14 protein-coding genes are annotated in these 15618 nt (G+C 66.4%); 7 read left to right on the top strand and 7 right to left on the bottom strand.

Annotated elements, in window-relative coordinates; all coding sequences use genetic code 11:
- Together LAO51_16425 and LAO51_16420 are read right to left on the bottom strand one after the other, a co-directional pair.
- Positions 1-844, bottom strand: an 844-nt coding sequence (locus LAO51_16425; protein MBZ5640328.1) for a thiol reductase thioredoxin, incomplete at its 3' end; no start/stop codon positions are given.
- Positions 845-859: 15 nt separating this feature from the next.
- Positions 860-1054, bottom strand: coding sequence for a hypothetical protein (locus LAO51_16420; GenBank protein MBZ5640327.1), 195 nt, complete (start codon positions 1052-1054; stop codon positions 860-862).
- A 182-nt stretch (positions 1055-1236) separates the two neighbouring features.
- Here LAO51_16420 and LAO51_16415 point away from each other — a divergent pair, with 182 nt between their 5' ends.
- Positions 1237-1773 (top strand): hypothetical protein, encoded by a 537-nt coding sequence (locus tag LAO51_16415; GenBank protein ID MBZ5640326.1) that lies wholly within the window; start codon positions 1237-1239, stop codon positions 1771-1773.
- Positions 1774-1801: 28 nt separating this feature from the next.
- Here the strand turns inward: LAO51_16415 and LAO51_16410 are convergent, their stop codons facing one another.
- Positions 1802-3340: a glycosyltransferase family 39 protein gene (locus LAO51_16410; GenBank protein ID MBZ5640325.1), complete on the bottom strand. Its 1539-nt coding sequence runs from the start codon at positions 3338-3340 to the stop codon at positions 1802-1804.
- A complete protein-coding gene (locus LAO51_16405; protein ID MBZ5640324.1) occupies positions 3337-4515 on the bottom strand; it encodes an esterase family protein in 1179 nt (392 codons plus the stop codon). Before LAO51_16405 ends, LAO51_16410 begins: the two co-directional genes overlap by 4 nt.
- A 90-nt stretch (positions 4516-4605) precedes the next feature.
- On the opposite strand from LAO51_16405, the gene LAO51_16400 reads away from it, so the two are divergent.
- The 6 genes from LAO51_16400 (at position 4606) to LAO51_16375 (ending at position 14362) form a co-directional block, all read left to right on the top strand.
- Complete coding sequence (locus LAO51_16400) at positions 4606-5406, top strand: hypothetical protein (protein MBZ5640323.1); 801 nt, start codon at positions 4606-4608, stop codon at positions 5404-5406.
- Positions 5407-5499: 93 nt separating this feature from the next.
- Positions 5500-7572 carry a prolyl oligopeptidase family serine peptidase gene (locus LAO51_16395; protein MBZ5640322.1) on the top strand — a complete coding sequence of 691 codons (2073 nt, stop codon included), beginning with the start codon at positions 5500-5502 and terminating at the stop codon, positions 7570-7572.
- A gap of 243 nt (positions 7573-7815) precedes the next feature.
- The gene (locus tag LAO51_16390) at positions 7816-8067 is read left to right on the top strand and encodes an AbrB/MazE/SpoVT family DNA-binding domain-containing protein (protein ID MBZ5640321.1); all 252 of its coding nucleotides are present in this window, start codon (positions 7816-7818) and stop codon (positions 8065-8067) included.
- Positions 8052-8393, top strand: coding sequence for a type II toxin-antitoxin system PemK/MazF family toxin (locus LAO51_16385; GenBank protein ID MBZ5640320.1), 342 nt, complete (start codon positions 8052-8054; stop codon positions 8391-8393). Before LAO51_16390 ends, LAO51_16385 begins: the two co-directional genes overlap by 16 nt.
- Before the next feature lie 600 nt (positions 8394-8993).
- On the top strand, positions 8994-13739 hold the full coding sequence (locus LAO51_16380; protein MBZ5640319.1) for a DUF6531 domain-containing protein: 4746 nt from the start codon (positions 8994-8996) through the stop codon (positions 13737-13739).
- Positions 13736-14362, top strand: coding sequence for a hypothetical protein (locus LAO51_16375; GenBank protein MBZ5640318.1), 627 nt, complete (start codon positions 13736-13738; stop codon positions 14360-14362). Before LAO51_16380 ends, LAO51_16375 begins: the two co-directional genes overlap by 4 nt.
- 39 nt (positions 14363-14401) lie before the next feature.
- Here the strand turns inward: LAO51_16375 and LAO51_16370 are convergent, their stop codons facing one another.
- The 3 genes from LAO51_16370 to LAO51_16360 form a co-directional block, all read right to left on the bottom strand.
- Positions 14402-14545, bottom strand: a complete 144-nt coding sequence (locus tag LAO51_16370; GenBank protein MBZ5640317.1) for a hypothetical protein — start codon at positions 14543-14545, stop codon at positions 14402-14404.
- 131 nt (positions 14546-14676) lie between these two features.
- Positions 14677-15333, bottom strand: coding sequence for a hypothetical protein (locus tag LAO51_16365; GenBank protein ID MBZ5640316.1), 657 nt, complete (start codon positions 15331-15333; stop codon positions 14677-14679).
- 9 nt (positions 15334-15342) lie between these two features.
- Positions 15343-15618 (bottom strand): tyrosine-type recombinase/integrase (locus LAO51_16360; GenBank protein MBZ5640315.1); only part of this gene is annotated, 276 nt, incomplete at its 5' end.

Below are 15618 nucleotides of genomic sequence, written 5' to 3'. Positions count from 1 at the left end.
AGGGGAGGTCCTTCTCGGACCGCTCCAGGATCGGGATCGCGTGCGCGGGATCGCCGGCCTCGATCGACGCCGCGAGCCGGAAGGAGTCGAACACGGCCCGCGCCTCCGGGCTCGCCGCGCGCGCGGCCTCCCCGTCCAGGAACGCGAGCCACTCCGCGGCGGTCGCCTTCGCGCCCGCCTCGTCGCCCGCGTCCTTGCGCGCGTCCACCAGGGCGGAGTACAGGCCGGCGCGATCGTCCGCGGGCATCTCGATACGCGGCTCGCCGACGGCGGACCGAACCCGCGCGTCGAATTCCGCGACCGCCGGCTTCTTGTCCGGCCCCTCGAGAGCCATGGCGCACTCGAGACCGGCCATGGCCACGTTCGCGTAGTGCGGCGTCCGCTCCTTCGGCAGCTCGGCTCGGGCGGTCTCGACGCACTCCTTCGCCGACGGGGGCGCGGACAGCAGACCGAGCAGGGACTCCACCGCTCGATCCCGGCTGGGCCATTCGGCAGGTGCCTTCGAGATCGCGTCCCTGTACGCCGCGGCCGCGTCGGCGCTCTTGCCGGCGCCGAGCAGCCGGTCGGCCGAGGCCAGGACCACGTCGGCGCCGCTTCCCTTGCCCCGCAGCGTCCGCTCGCCGTCGTCGAAGAGCTTCTCGAGCTGGGGGACCGTGGCGCTGCCGACCCAGCGCAGGATCACCTGCTCGGTGTCGGGATCGATCACGAGGAGCGTGGGGTAGGCCTCGATCGGGTACTTGTCCAGGAAGCCCGCGTTCTTCTCTTTCTCGGTGTCGACGGATAGCCAGACGAACCGTCCGGCCTGCCTCTCGAGCGCGTGATCGGTGAACACGAACGCGCGCATCGACTGGCAGCTATGTCACCAGGGGGCCCAGGAATCGGCGAAGATCGGCAGCTTCCGCGCCTTCGCATCGTGGAGAGCCTGCGCGTAGTCGTCCGCGATGAACGGAAGGACCTCGGCGCGCCTCGCCGTACTCGGTCCCGCGCACGACGAAGCGAGCACGGCAACGGAAGCGGCCGCCAGCGTGGCGGCGACGGTCTGAGTGAATCGCAAGGCTACCTCCTCCCCGAGGCCGGACCTGGAGAAGCCCCGGGGCATCCGGGACGCGGAATCATCCCACGGATTCGCCCTGCGGGCGAATCTCCGCCCCCAAGGGTCGTCGGTCCGGACTCCTTCGTGGGAAGGAGTCGACGGTCGACGCTCAGGAGGATAGGCTGGGGCCGGGGGGTGAATCCATGAAGCGAACGCTTCGGCTCCTGCTCGTCGTCATCGCCGTCGGGCTCCTGCCCCCGACCTCCGCGCGAGGAGGCGAGGAGAAGAAGGGCGACTGGGGCCCCCTTCAATTCCTCGTGGGCGACTGGGTCGGCGGAGGCGGAGGGCAGCCCGGCCTGGGCGAGGGGGAGTTCTCGTTCCACCCCGAATTGCAGGGCCGCATCCTGGTGCGGAAGAACTACGCCGCCTATCCCGCGACGAAGGACCGCCCGGCGTCCAGGCACGACGACCTGATGGTCGTCTACCGGGAGTCCGAGGGCGGGCCCCTCCGGGCGATCTACTTCGACAACGAGGGGCACGTCATCCGGTACGCGGTCACCGCGCGTCCGGGCAAGAGCGCCGTGGAGTTCCTGAGCGAGGCGTCAACGTCCGGCCCGCGATTCCGCCTGACCTACGCGAAGACGGGAAGCGATTCGGTGGACATCGCATTCGAGATCGCACCACCCGGTAAGCCGGACGCCTTCTCGAAGTACATCGACGCCAAGGCGAAGCGCAGGTAGCCGGAGAAGACTCCGGGACCGGTGGACCTCACTCGTAGTGCTTGACCGACGGCCAGAGCTTCGCAATCGGGACCTTGGGGTGGCGGGCGATCCAGATCGGCATCTGGTTCCGCCACGGCATGCAGGATCCGCACTCGTGGATTCCGGCCAGCTCGAACTCCTCGAAGAGCTCCGCCAGCCGCCGCTCGTCGTCGCCGAGCACGATGGCGACGTCGACCGGATCGGGAGGAGGTCCCCACAGGAAATAGCTGTTCTGGCCGGTGTAGGCGGGCGGCAGGCCCCGCTTTCGTCCCAGCCACTCCACGGCCCCGGCCGGGCCGTACGCCTGGGCGAACACGACCGCTCGCCTACGATCCGCCGCCGGGAGCGTCTCCACCGCCGCGGCGACGTCGTCCACCAGCCGCTCCCACCCGAGGCGATCGGCGAAGTACTGCGGTATCGGCGTTCTCTTCCCCTCGCCGCGCTCCATCTGCGGCGCCCCGCCGACGAGCCGCATGTACCACGCGAGCGATTCCGGCGGAAGGACCGGCAGCCCCATGGGCGCCAGGAGCAGGCCCCACGCCGCGAGCCACGCCGGAACGCTCCACCGCAGCCACCGCCACCGCGGCGCCCGCGCCGCCACATCGAGCGCGGCCCCTCCGGCGGCGAACAGCAGCGGGTAGATCGCGGCGATCCGGTCGGGACGGCTCTTCTGCCCCACGAGCATCAGGCCGAGCAGCGCGAGGTAGATCCAGGCGAGGTGGCGGAGGAGGATGCCGTCGCGGCGACTCCACAGGAGCCACAGTCCCGCGATCCAGACCGGGAGCGCTCCAGGGCTCGTGACCAGAATCTGTTGGAACAGCACCTCGAGAGGCGGCGTCCGGACGTTCTTGTACAGGTCGGCGTTCCGGTAGAACTCGAGCGACGGCCAGCCGTGAGCCACCTGCCAGAGCACGTTGGGCGCGGCGAGCAACGCCGCGATCCCCGCTCCGAGCCAGAGCCACCGTCCCGCGAGGTGCCGGCGCGCCGGGGTCAGCAGGAGTCCGGCCGCGAGCCCCGCCGCGAAGAGCACGACCGTGTGCTTGTTCTCGAGCCCGATTCCCGCGACCGCGCCGAAGAGGAGCCAGAGGCGCGGCTCGTTTCTCATCTCGATCTCGACGAGGATCGCCGCAGAGGCGAGCCAGACGAGCGGCTCGAGCGCGTTCATCGAGTAGAACCCGAAGAGCACGCCGAAGATCGGCGCCGCCAGCACGGCGCCGCCGGCGATCCCCTGGCCGAGGCCTCGAGCGCCGAGCCTTCGCGCGAGACGGGCGGTCAGCCAGACCGTGAGCGCCCCGGCGAGAGCCGCCGGCAGCCGCAGCGCGAGGCGTCCCTCGCCGAGGATCTCGCGGGAGAAGCGCAGGAGGAGGATCGAGAGCGGCGGATGGTCCACGTACCCCCAGTCGAGGCGGCTCGAGCACGCGACGTAGTACAGCTCGTCGATGAAGAACCCGTAGTAGGGGAGAAGCGCCGCGCCGAGCCAGACCGCGAACGCCGCCGCGGCGAGGATCGCGGGGACGCCTGGAGGCGGAGTACGGAATCGGCTCATCGCTCCGCCGTCGCGATGTTCCCGGCCGCCACGTGGCGAGCGATGAACGGAAGCAACCCCTGCTCGATGCGCTCGCCGAGCCGGTCCCAGTGCCCTCCGTCGTGCTCATTGACCTCGGGCTCGATCCCCGACTGCCGCAGGAGATCGGCCACCCGCCTTGCGCCGCGCGGGACCCAGGCGAGCGCATCGTTCCGGCCGATGTCGAGTCCGATGGCGCGGAGCGATCGCAGCCCCTCGCGGTGCGCGGCGATCTTCGCTTCCCACCCTCCGTAGCCGTCCTCCCAGAGCCTGCGGCGCTCGGGGTCCATAACCGTGGTCCCGGCGCTCTCGCGCAGGGGATAGGCCATGAAGGGTGGCCCTCCGCCCGGGTCGGGAGCGAACGCGGCGCCATAGGCGTACGCGAACGCCCGAGAGCGGTTGAACCTCTGGCTGTTCGCGGCGTAGAGCTCCCCGACGAACTGCAGGAGCCGCGCGGGTCCCTCGGCCGCGGGCCAGCCGGCGATCCGCTCGCTCTCGATCCGCCAGGCTTTCACGAGCGCAGGCCGCGACAGCATCCCTTGATCGTCGAGCCCCTTCTCGTCGAACACCTCCGGGCTCAGCGCGTAGACCGCGCCGAAGAGGTCCGGGTGGCGCATCGCAAGGTGGAGCGCCCCGAGCCCGCCCATGCCCTCGCCCGCCAGGAGCCGCGCCTCGCGGCGGCGGATCGTGCGGTAGTGCGCGTCGATCCACGGGACCACGTCGAGGACGACGTCGTCCTCCCACCGCCCGGTGACCGGCGAGTTCACGTAGAACGAGCCGCCCAGCGCGTTCCGGCCGTTGACGATCACGGCGATCGCCTCGGCGCCCGGGTGCGCGGCGCCGTGGGCGGCCATGACGCGCCTCAGGTCGAGGCCGTTGAACGAGCCATCGATGTACTCCGTGACGTCGGTGGTGAACCCGGGGAGGAAGTAGATCGTGGGGTACGCGCGGCCCGAGGAAGCGTACGAGGCCGGCAGCAAGACCAGCGCGGGTTGCTCGGGTGCGTTACTGAGCACGCTCCCGGCGAGGGAAGGGGCCGGGATGGCGACCCTGCCTTCGCCCGGGCCGGCATCCGGCGAGCGGGCGCAGCCCAGCAAGGCGCACGAGGAGGCGATGCAGAGGGTCAGTTTCCGGGCCTTCGCGAGCGGGCCGGGCATGAGGCCATGATAACCCGCGGTTCAGGAGCGCGTCCGAGGCCGCTCCTCAAACTATAATCGCCGCGGGTCCGCAACTCGCGGGAGTGAGCCATGAGCGAATCGACGCACGGTAGTCTCGTCGCCAGGGTGGAGCGTCTCGAGCGGGAGAACCGCCGCCTCAAGCGCGTCGCGCTCTCTGCGGCCGTCCTGGCGGTCGCGGGGCTCCTCCTCGCGCCGTCCGCCCCCAAGAAGGAGGCCGTGAAGGTCCTGAAGGCCCGCGAGATCCAGGTCGTCGACGACGTGGGCGCGACGCGCATCACCATGAAGGTCGAGGCGAACGGCGACCCCGCGTTGAGCATCAAGGGACCGACGGACGGCGCCATCCAGCTGGCGCTGGTCCAGGGCCGTCCGGTCCTCTCGCTCAGCGACGAGAGCCGCGTGCGGGCCAACCTCGAGATCGGAAAGGACGGGACGATCCTCGACCTCGGCGACGCGGAGGGAAGGCGAGTCGCCAGGCTGGTGGCGGGGGGTGCCGCGGGGCTCGTGGTCGACGACTCGAAGTCGGCGGGGACCGAGGCGTCGCTGCTCCTGAGCGACAAGGGCCCGGCCCTTTCCCTCTCGTCGCCCGGCGACCGGGGCGACGCGTCGGTCACGCTCCTGGCCTCGCCGGATTCCGGCCCCCTGGTCGCCGCCAGCAAGGGGCTCGCGGCGGCCAGGCTCGACGTCTCGCGGGGCGGCGATCCCAGCATGACCATCTCGGACGCCGAGGGGCGCGATCGCGCCGTGCTCGGGGTCACGAAGCTCGAGGTCGAGACGAAGAGGAAGGGTAAGGCGGTGGAGAAGCAGAGGACCGATCCCGCGTCGCTCGTCCTCTTCGACGCGCGGGAGACGGTGGTCTGGAAGGCCCCCTGATCCGCCAGAACCGCGTCCAGCCCGGGACGTAAACACTCACGGCTCCCGTCGAGCGCCCGCCGGAAGCGGGCGCCCCGGGGAGGGAGGACCGCCATGCGAAGAGGTGCCGCCGCGACCGCCGCGCTGGTTCTGCTCCTTCCCGCCGTCGCGCTCGCGCAGGAGCCCGATCCGTACCAGTGGCTCGAGGAGATCGAAGGAGCGAAGGCCGTCGCCTGGGTCAAGGACCAGAACGTGAAATCGCAGGCCGAGCTCGAGGCCGTTCCGCTGTACAAGCCGATCTTCGCGAAGAGCCTCGAGATCTTCGATTCCGAGGCGCGCATCCCGTACCCCGATCTGAAGGGCCGCCTCGTGTACAACTTCTGGCAGGACAAGGCGCACGAGCGGGGGATCTGGCGGCGGACCACGATCGACTCGTATCGAACGCCGGAGCCGGCGTGGGAGACCGTGCTCGACGTCGACGCGCTCTCGAAGGCCGAGAACGAGACGTGGGTCTTCAAGGGCGCGGAATGCCTCCCGCCGGAGTACCGGCGCTGCATGGTGAGCCTCTCCCGCGGCGGCGGCGACGCGGTGGTCCAGCGCGAGTTCGACGCCGAAACCAAGAGCTTCGTCAACGGGGGGTTCGCTCTCGCGGAGGCCAAGAGCAGCGCGAGCTTCAGGGACAAGGACACGCTCTGGGTCGCGACCGATTTCGGCACCGGCACCCTGACCTCCTCCGGCTACCCCCGCATCGTCAAGCTGTGGAAGCGCGGCACCCCTCTCGCCGAGGCGCGGACGGTCTTCGAGGGGAAACAGGACGAGGTCGGCGCCGGGGGCGGCAGCGTCTTCAACCCGGAGGGGCGCTACGACGTCGTCGTGCAGGACCTCACCGCGTTCACCTCGCGGGTCTACATCGTCCTCGACAACCGCCTCGTGCGCCTCGCGATCCCCGAGGACGCGTCCCTGAAGGGGATCTTCCGCGACCACGTGCTGTTCTCCCTCAGGACCGACTGGAAGCCCGGCGACACGGCCTACCACCAGGGGGCGCTCCTCGCCGCCCGCCTCGACGACCTCCTCCAGGACCGGAAAGTACTCACGGTGCTCTTCGAGCCGACGGAGCGCTGCTCCCTCGACGAGGTGTCGCACACCCGCGACCGCGTCCTGATCACGACCCTCGACAACGTGCGCGGAAAGCTCTACCGCCTCGCGCTGTCGGCGGGAGCGTGGACCCGGGAGGAGGTCCCGCTGCCCGGCCGAGGGAACGTCGGCGTCGCCGCCGCGAGCGAGGAGGCCGACCTGTTCTTCTTCAATTACCAGGATTTCCTGACGCCCTCGTCGCTCTTCCTCGCCGAGAGCGGGAGCGCCGAGAAGGTGAAATCGCTCCCGGCGTTCTTCAACGCGGAGGGGATGCGCATCGAGCAATACGAGGCGGCGTCGAAGGACGGCACCAAGATCCCGTACTTCGTGGTCACGCCCAAGGGGTACGAGGCCGGCCACGACGCCCCCACGCTGCTCTACGCCTACGGCGGCTTCGAGGTGTCCATGGTGCCGAGCTACAGCGGCACCCGGGGCGCGGCGTGGCTCGAGCGCGGCGGCGTCTACGTCCTGGCCAACATCCGCGGCGGCGGCGAGTTCGGACCACGCTGGCACCTGGCCGGTATGAAGGAGAACCGGATCAAGACGCACGAGGACCTGGTCGCCGTGGCCGAGGACCTCGTGACGCGCAAGATCACGACGTCGCGCCACCTCGGGGTCGAGGGAGGCTCGAACGGCGGCCTCCTGGTCGGCACCGCGTTCACGCTGCGCCCCGACCTGTTCCACGCCGTGGTCTGCCAGGTCCCGCTGCTGGACATGAAGCGGTACTCGAAGCTCCTGGCCGGCGCGAGCTGGATGGACGAGTACGGGAACCCCGAGAAGCCGGAGGACTGGGCGTACATGAAGACGTGGTCGCCGTACCAGCTCGTCAAGAAGGACGTGCAGTACCCCAAGGTGTTCTTCTGGACGACGACGCGCGACGACCGCGTCCACCCCGGCCACGCGCGCAAGATGGTCGCGAAGATGCTCGACATGGGCCACCCGGTCCTCTACTTCGAGAACATCGAGGGCGGCCACGGTAGCGGCGCCGTGAACAAGCAGCGCGCGACGACGACCGCGCTCGAGTACGCGTACCTGTGGGAGATGTTGAAGTAGGTTCTTCGGGGCGGCGGCTCGACGACCTCGAGGCAGGCCGGGCGGATGGTCCCTGCCCCGAGCCGCAGGGCGCGGGGTTTCGCCCGAGAAACCCCTGACGGCTGCCTGTAGGTCAGCCCCACGTGCCGTACCGTCCATACTCGATGTCCGAATGCCACGCTGCGGCCGCTCGGCTTCCGTGCGGCCGCGTTGACGGGAGAGCGCAACGTGAGTACATTGTGGTCACACCCGGAGGTGGGGACCATGAAGGCGCGTCTCGTTCGAATCGGAAACTCCCGGGGCATCCGCCTCCCCAAGCCGGTCATCGAAGAGGCGGGCCTCGCGGAGGACGTCGATATCCGCGTGAGGGATGGCGCGATCATCATCACGCCGGCTTCCCGGCCCCGCTCCGGATGGGCTGACGCAGCCCGCCGGTCGAGGCAGCGGGGCGACGACCGGCTGACCGACGAGGTCACGCCGACGCGCTTCGACGAAGAGCAATGGCAGTGGAAGTAGCGGCCGGGATCCGTCGCGGCGACGTCTTCCTCGTCGATCTCGCTCCGACGCGCGGCGGCGAGATCCGAAAGACGAGGCCCTGTGTGGTCGTGTCGCCGGACGAGCTGAATGCCCATCTGCGAACGTTCCTGATCGCGCCCCTCACGACGGGCGGACACCCGTACCCGTTTCGCATTCCGTGCCGCTTCCGCGGTAAGGCGGGGTCCATCGTTCTCGACCAGATGCGCGCCGTCGATCGGGAACGACTGGCCCGGCGGCTCGGGAAGCTTGCGCCCGCGACCCTGACCAGGGCGCTCGTCGTGCTGCAGGAGATGTTCGCGCCGTAGGCGGCGGGAGGGCTGCGCTGGCGTGTCTATCCCACGCAGATCAGGCAGGCCGAGACGGGGGATGCCAAGCCGAAGGAACTCCTTGCGTCTCGGGATTGTCGACCACCCCTCCGCCAAGCCCGGTATCGAACCTAGGGGACGCACCGAGCCGTAAACCAAAGGGTCGGAGTTCGAGTCCCTCCTGGGGAGCCAAACCACCGGATACAACAAATCGGGGTTCTGCTTAACAGGCGAGCCCGGGATCTCAAGCTTTTCCGCGCTCACCTCCGCGAAACTCGCGACCTTTTCCGTCCACAAATACGGTGCGCGCTCTCCAACGGCGTGGTCTCCCCCGACGAAGTGGTTAACAGCGGCCGGTGCGGCGGTACGGCTCTCTCGCTCTCCCGGCCCAGAGGAGAGCCGCGGCCTCGACGCCCAGCGGAGAGAGTTCGCGCCGTCCGCGAATACGAAGAGTTGGTTGAATGTTTCCGTGGCCGCCCCTGAGATGTTGCGAGTTCGCAACGGCGTCGTCGTAAAGTACGCGGGAGAGGGTCCCGAGGGCGGTATACTGCTCCCAGCTTTCTGAGGCCCGTGCGGTCCATTCGCAGGAGGAGTTCAACCATGCGTAGACTCCGGCCGGCGTTTCTTGTGGCCCTGGCCTTCACCATGGTGGCCGCGTCGAATGCGTTCGCGGCGCCCGTCATCCAGATCACAGGCCCCCTGGACGAGGCGAACGTCAACCTGACTGGAGGGCCTCCGGATCTGGTCGATGTGACCTACCAGGTGACCGGGAACATATGTACGGGCGTCAAGAGCACATACGGCATCGTCCCGTACGTGAACGGGGTTCCGGTGCTGTGCAGCGGGGCGGGCTGTAGTTGCGACGGCACCTCCGAAAGCTGCAACAACGTCACGAAGACGATCACGCTCGACGGCAACGCCTTCAACTCCTGCCTCAACACGATCCAACTCGAGATGAGCCCGCGGCCGTTCTGCGGGCCATCACCCGCTCAGTGCTTCTCGCCGTGCAGCTCGGCGATCTTCTCGAACACGATCCAGGTGTGGCAGAGCAACTACAAGGAGTGCACCGGCTGCGGGGACTGCAACAAGAGCTTCGTGGGCCGCCCCGTCGACGTCGCGACGGGCAGGATGTACCACGAGATGACGGACCTCCGGATCGCGGGCCCGCTGCCGATCGAGTTCACCCGGCGGTACGACAGCCAGTCCACGTTCAACGGGGCCATGGGCTTCGGCTGGCAGCACGCCTACCAGATGCGGATCGAGCCCGCTGGAACGAACCGCGAGGTGTTCGTGGACCGCGCGGGCCGGCGGATCTACTTCGCGAAAAACCGCCAGGGGGCGTGGGACGAAAACCGCATCGAGCACCTGGTCCTGTCGGCACCCGGGAGCCCCGCCTGGCGGGTCACGGACAAGCACCAGACGAGATGGGACTTCGACGCGAGCGGCCGGCTGATCCAGATCAGTGACCGGACGTTCAACGGAACCATCGGGAACAAGATCACCCTGACGTATACCGGCTCCAACCTGACCGCGATCACGGACGCGGTCGGCCGTGTCGTGAACGTGACCTACTACGGCACCACGCCAGACCGCATTGAAACGATCTCAGCGGGCGGCCGGACAGTCACGTACACCTACGACCCCGGAACTGGGAACCTCACGCGGGTGGACTTCCCCGACAGCTCGTTCGTGACCTACGAGTACAACGATCCGAACGAAACGCCGCCGCGGCACAACTTGACGGCCGCTTACGATTCCGCAACACCGACGCCGCACCTGATCGAGGGGCACACCTACAACGCGGACGATACGATTGCGACGACGCAGTCGGATGCGGGCAACTACGCGTACACACTCGAATACAACACCCCCGCGGCGGGCCAGACAAGGGTTACGAACTCTCGGGGGTTCCAGACCACCTACACCCTCGACGGCTTCAGCGGACTTGTCAAGCAAAGCAACGGACCCGGGTGTACCTCGTGCGGCGGTGGAGTCATCACGACGCTCGCGTACGACAACTTCCTGAACGTGACGGACATCACCGACGGCCGAAATGTGCTGACACACATGACCTACGACGGTCAGGGGAACGTGCTCACCCGGACGGAAGGGTCTGGCACGCGGATGTGGACGTTCACCTATGACACGACGTTCGGCTTCCTGAAGACGGTCACGATTCCCTCGGTCGGAAGCGGTGCCTGCCTGAGCGCGCACCCGAACAAGGTAGTGACGAACACGTACCGGACAACGCCCTCTGCCAATGGCGATCTCATGGAACAGAAGATCGAGGGGTGTCAGGGGCCCAACCTGTCTGACTTCTTCACCAACATTACGGGATACGACTACGACACCCACGGCCAGCTCGCGATGGTGAATGGTCCACGTACGGTGGCGCCGGACGACGTGACCACCTATGCGTACTATCCCGACGGCGACGCGGACGTGAACAAGCGGGCGCGCCTCCAGCGAGTCACGAATGCCATGGGCCACGAGACGAACTACGCGTCGCACGACGGCGGACGCCCACCTTACGACCTGTACGGTAATATCAAGAGCGTCATCGACCCGAACGATGTCGAAACGCAGTACGAGTACGACGGAAAGGACCGGGTGACGAGCGTGACGCTTGTCGATGACGCCATCACCACGGAGAACCGGTACGACCCGGTCGGGAACCTGTATCGCGTGCGGCTTCCCAACTGCGTCGAGACCGGCCTGAGTTGTGCATTCAGTCTGGAATACGTGTACGACACCGTGAACCGGCTCAAGGAGATCCACGACGCCGTGGGGAACAAGATCGTCTACACCTACGACACTGAGGGGAACCGGACGCGAGAGGAGTACCAGGACGCGGGCGCAGTCCCGCAGCGGTTCACGAACTTCGAGTATGACAGCTTCAACCGGTTGGAACGCGTCTGCCATGGCGCGCCGACCCCCGGTACCTGTGGCCCCGTCTTTACCCAGTACACGTACTACGACGACGGCACGCGGCACACGGAGCAGGATCCCGAAGGGCACGTGACCACGTTCGACTACGACACGCTGAAGCGGCTTTCGACCGTTACGCAGACCGTGGGCGTGTCGAGCTTGCTTACGACCTACGGCTACGACGGGCAGGATAACATGGCCAGCGTCAAGGACCCTCGGAGCCTTCAGACCACGTACACGAACAGCGACTTGGGGTGGCGCCTCTCCACGACGTCCCCGGACACCGGCCTCACCTCATATGCCTACGATCCGGCCGGGAACCTCACCGCGATCACGAACGCGAACGCGGTCACGGTCAACCGCACCTACGATTCCGTCAACCGTCTCCTCACGGTCACGTACCCGACGCCCAGCCTGAACGTGACCTACAGCTACGACGCGCCGGATTCTCCGGCGGGGACGTTCTTCAACGTCGGGCGCAGGACCGGGATGACGGACCCCTCGGGCACATCGGCCTACCACTACAACCGGCGCGGCCTGTTGAAGAAGGAAGACAAGGCGATCGGGTTCAGGACCTATACGACCCAGTACGACTACGACAAGAACGGCAACCTCACTCAGATCCTTTACCCAACGGAGAGCCCGCTGCTGCGGCAAGGCGAGGCGGACTACCAGTACGACGACGCAGACCGCGTGTCGCTCGTCAGGACGAAGGTGAACGGGGGAACCACGATCGTTGCGGACACGTTCTCGTACAAGCCGTTTGGGCCGCGGACAGAAATGAGGTTCGGCAACCTGCTCTCGGATGCCCGTTCTTACGGAAGCCGCTACCAGCTCGGCACGTGGACCCTAGGGGGCCTTCTCAGCTACACCCACGTCTTCAACAACGACCTGAACCTCACGAGCCGAACGGACAACCTGAACGCCGCGAACAACCGTACCTTCGGGTACGACGAGGCCCACCGGCTGACGCAGGCCTCCGCTCCAGGGCTCTGGGGGAATGGAGTCGGCTGCACCGGCGGCGTTACCTATACCTACGACCTGAACGGTAACCGGCAGTGCAAGGGCGAGGCGACGCCAGTGACGGCGACGAACTACACGTACACCCCGTCCACCAACCGGCTCGCATCAAGCACGGGTGGTGAAGCAGCGACCTACTCCTCCGACAACAACGGGAACATCACGGGCGACGGGACCCACACGTACCAGTACAGCCAGGCCGACCGGCTCGCGACCGTGGATTCAGGGCCAACGGCCACGTACACCTACGACGGCGATGGCCGGAGGGTCATCAAGACGTCGGGGATTATCACGACAAACTACCTCTACGACCCGAATGGGCGCCTCCTCACCGAGGTAGTGCCGGGAAGCGCGACGACCGGCGAGGATTACCTCTATCTCCGAGGCGACCCTTTGGCGAGGGTGGATTGGATCGTCACGGAGGCAGATCTCACCGGGAATCCGGGCCCGCTGCTCGTTAGCAAAGGACCACCCAACGCCCATCTTGATTGGACCAACGCGACTGGCAGCGGCAGCTACGTGGTCCGACGGAAGCAGGTCGTGAGTCAGAGTGACAAGACCTTCAACGGTAGCATCGTGATCGCGGGCGTCGCCGACCCCACGCGAACCTACGACGACCCGGTCCTCAGCGACGCGAACCGCTACGACTACAAGGTCCTCCGGAAGACTTCGAACGACGCGTTGCTCTTCTACCACACCGATCACCTCGGCACCCCCATCGCGATGACGGATGGGATCGGAGCACTGGCCTGGAGGGTCGAGCAGCGGCCGTTCGGCGACGGCACGCCGGTCGGCACGGTCGTGAACAACCTACGGTTCCCTGGGCAGTACTTAGATGGCGAGACCGGTCTGCATTACAACCTCTTCAGAGACTATCAATCCCGCCTCGGTAGGTATTGGGAACCCGACCCCTTGGGCCTCGCGGCCGGCCTGAATCTTTGGGGATATGCGGAGGGTAACCCGATCGTCGTGCTCGACCTCTCTGGGCTCGACGCTTTGGACGTTCAGTCCGTCGTGGCTAAAGTCGCGAAGAACAACAACTGCGTCAACGCAAGCGACGAACTCATCGTCTGCATCGCATGGAAGGAGAGCGGGTTTGATCCAGCCGCTCGGAACCCGAAGTCGTCCGCGACTGGTCTTCTGCAGATCACAAGGAACGCCGCGCAGGACGCGGGCGCGAGTCATGACGAGATGACTGACCCCGACAAGAACATCGCAGCGGCAAGCAAGTATCTGTGTCTCCGCATCAGGTGGGCGAAAGGCGATGTCAAGAAGGGCCTCGAAGGATACGGAACCGGGCCAGGCTACGCCGATGACCTCCTGGAGTGCGAGAGTTGTCTAAAGAAACTTCCTGGCGCCTGTGGCCACAAGGACTGCTTGGACAGGATACACCGATGAGAGCAATGCTAGCCTTAAACTCGTACCGTTTCAGGAACGCTGTCCCGCTTGTGATTTGGGTCGCTGCATTGTCGGTGCTGGTGGCGTCTGAGACAGGACTCCCACAACCGCAGAGGAAGGGGCAACTAATTGCGGCCGCACCCTTCAGCTTTGACCAGTGGTCGCACGATCTTGTTGTCGAGGTCAGGGAAAACACTGCGCAAGAAGGGCCACCCGTCAGAAAAGTCGAGTTCTTTCGCCGCGGCGGTGAGGAACCGATCTATTCGTTTGAGACGGTGGACGGATTTGTCGGTTTCTGGCCCGCTAACGGCAGGTGGGCGGCTACGCTCTGGGAAACGGGGAGTGGAGTGGTCCTGCGAGTCTTCGGAGCGGCGGGCTCGGGTCCAGGCCTGGTCTTCGAACGGGCTATGCGGATGGCCCCAGAGTGGATTGATCTCGACGGCGACGGGGAAGACGAAGTGCTCATCGCTCAAGGTGCGCTCATGGTGTCTGGAGGTAAGCTGAAAGAGACGCCAACCGGTTTTGAGGTCTATCGCTGGAACTCGACCAAGGCGACGTTTGCGCTTGTCAATCGGCTGTCCTGGGAACGACGACGAGCCCTTTTCAGGAAACTGACGAGATAGGTGGAGACAGCCCTGTCAGGGGCGCGCCGCGGTGCTCCGTCAGATTGCGAGACGTTCCACCTCCTCGAGGGTGGTCTCATCCCAGGTCCGGTTGCAGAGCTTGGTGGTCCGTGGGGAGTCGTGGGCGACGATGGCCTGGACGTTCTCGATGACGCCGCGCGAGGTCGCATCTCGACAGGCCATCCGTGTTCTTGTCTGTGCGTTCAGCAGGCCAGCCCCCGCACCTTCCCGTGCAGTTCCTCGTCGCTCGGATGCGTGTACACCACCGTCGTCAGCGGGTTGCCATGCGGTTCGAATCTCGGGGCCAAGAACGGCTATCCGGACGGCGATCTTCGCATCGCGGGGTAAGCCTGCTCGATGTCCCATAGCAGGCGAATCGGATCGCCAATGCTCAGCATCCCAGAACCGTCCGATCGCTTGAAAACGGGGGTCTGATGCAGGTCCGCTGCAATCTCGAACCGTCCCCACTGGGCGGAACGAACGGGCTCCCCTCTCTTGAAATGAAAGCACCCGCCGTGTGCGATGCCGTTTCGGGAGTGCCGGAGGAACTCCCAAAGGGGGCCCCGGTCCTGGTACGCTTCGTCCTTGCACGTCTCGTAAGCCAGAACGAGGAGTGTTGCCGCAGACTCTCGCATGAAGCGTCCGTATAGCCGAGTCCGGGCGGCCACCTCCTCTGCAATGAAGTCTGGGTCTATGCTGATCATGGTGTGGTCGAACTCGCAGCGCAGTGTCAACACTCCGAGAAGATTCTCAATCTTTTTTCGATCGCGTTCCGCCTGACCGACGTCGGCATTCATCTCGGCAACTGGGGTGAGCGCAGGCTCGATAGCAGCGCGGTAGGCAGGCCCGCCAATCAACCCACGGACGGCCATCTCGCGAAAACCGAAGAGTTGAATCAAGTAGGTCGTAACAAGAGGGTAGAAGGGCTTCGTTCGGTCAAAGGAGGTCCCGGGAATCGTTCGGCTCTTCATGTGCCACAATCAGCATGAGAGGGTACGAACTCGACGGCGCACTTCTTCATCACTCGGGTGAGTGTACACCGTGGTGGTCAGCGGTGACAGGTGTCGAGCAAATCTCTGCGCCAGGAACAGGTCGTGGGTGGCCAGATAGACGGCCGTGATCGAGCTGTGGCGTAAGCAATGAAACGGGTACAGCCGGTCGAACCCTGCCTTCTTCTGCCATTGCCGCCACGCGAACTGGACCCGGCGCTTTGAGATGCGGCGGCGGGACTGGTTGCAAAAAAGCGGAGCGCCAGC

The sequence above is a fragment of the Terriglobia bacterium genome (assembly GCA_020073205.1).
Lineage (GTDB): Bacteria > Acidobacteriota > Polarisedimenticolia > Polarisedimenticolales > JAIQFR01 > JAIQFR01.
This window is presented reverse-complemented; position numbering and strand designations above follow the sequence as displayed.

Coding starts and splice junctions, on each gene's coding strand:
- LAO51_16380 (MBZ5640319.1), top strand. CDS start 8,994: ATGCGTAGACTCCGGCCGGCGTTTCTTGTGGCCCTGGCCTTCACCATG.
- LAO51_16375 (MBZ5640318.1), top strand. CDS start 13,736: ATGAGAGCAATGCTAGCCTTAAACTCGTACCGTTTCAGGAACGCTGTC.
- LAO51_16385 (MBZ5640320.1), top strand. CDS start 8,052: ATGGCAGTGGAAGTAGCGGCCGGGATCCGTCGCGGCGACGTCTTCCTC.
- LAO51_16405 (MBZ5640324.1), bottom strand. CDS start 4,515: ATGCCCGGCCCGCTCGCGAAGGCCCGGAAACTGACCCTCTGCATCGCC.
- LAO51_16370 (MBZ5640317.1), bottom strand. CDS start 14,545: ATGGCCTGTCGAGATGCGACCTCGCGCGGCGTCATCGAGAACGTCCAG.
- LAO51_16415 (MBZ5640326.1), top strand. CDS start 1,237: ATGAAGCGAACGCTTCGGCTCCTGCTCGTCGTCATCGCCGTCGGGCTC.
- LAO51_16390 (MBZ5640321.1), top strand. CDS start 7,816: ATGAAGGCGCGTCTCGTTCGAATCGGAAACTCCCGGGGCATCCGCCTC.
- LAO51_16410 (MBZ5640325.1), bottom strand. CDS start 3,340: ATGAGCCGATTCCGTACTCCGCCTCCAGGCGTCCCCGCGATCCTCGCC.
- LAO51_16400 (MBZ5640323.1), top strand. CDS start 4,606: ATGAGCGAATCGACGCACGGTAGTCTCGTCGCCAGGGTGGAGCGTCTC.
- LAO51_16365 (MBZ5640316.1), bottom strand. CDS start 15,333: ATGAAGAGCCGAACGATTCCCGGGACCTCCTTTGACCGAACGAAGCCC.
- LAO51_16395 (MBZ5640322.1), top strand. CDS start 5,500: ATGCGAAGAGGTGCCGCCGCGACCGCCGCGCTGGTTCTGCTCCTTCCC.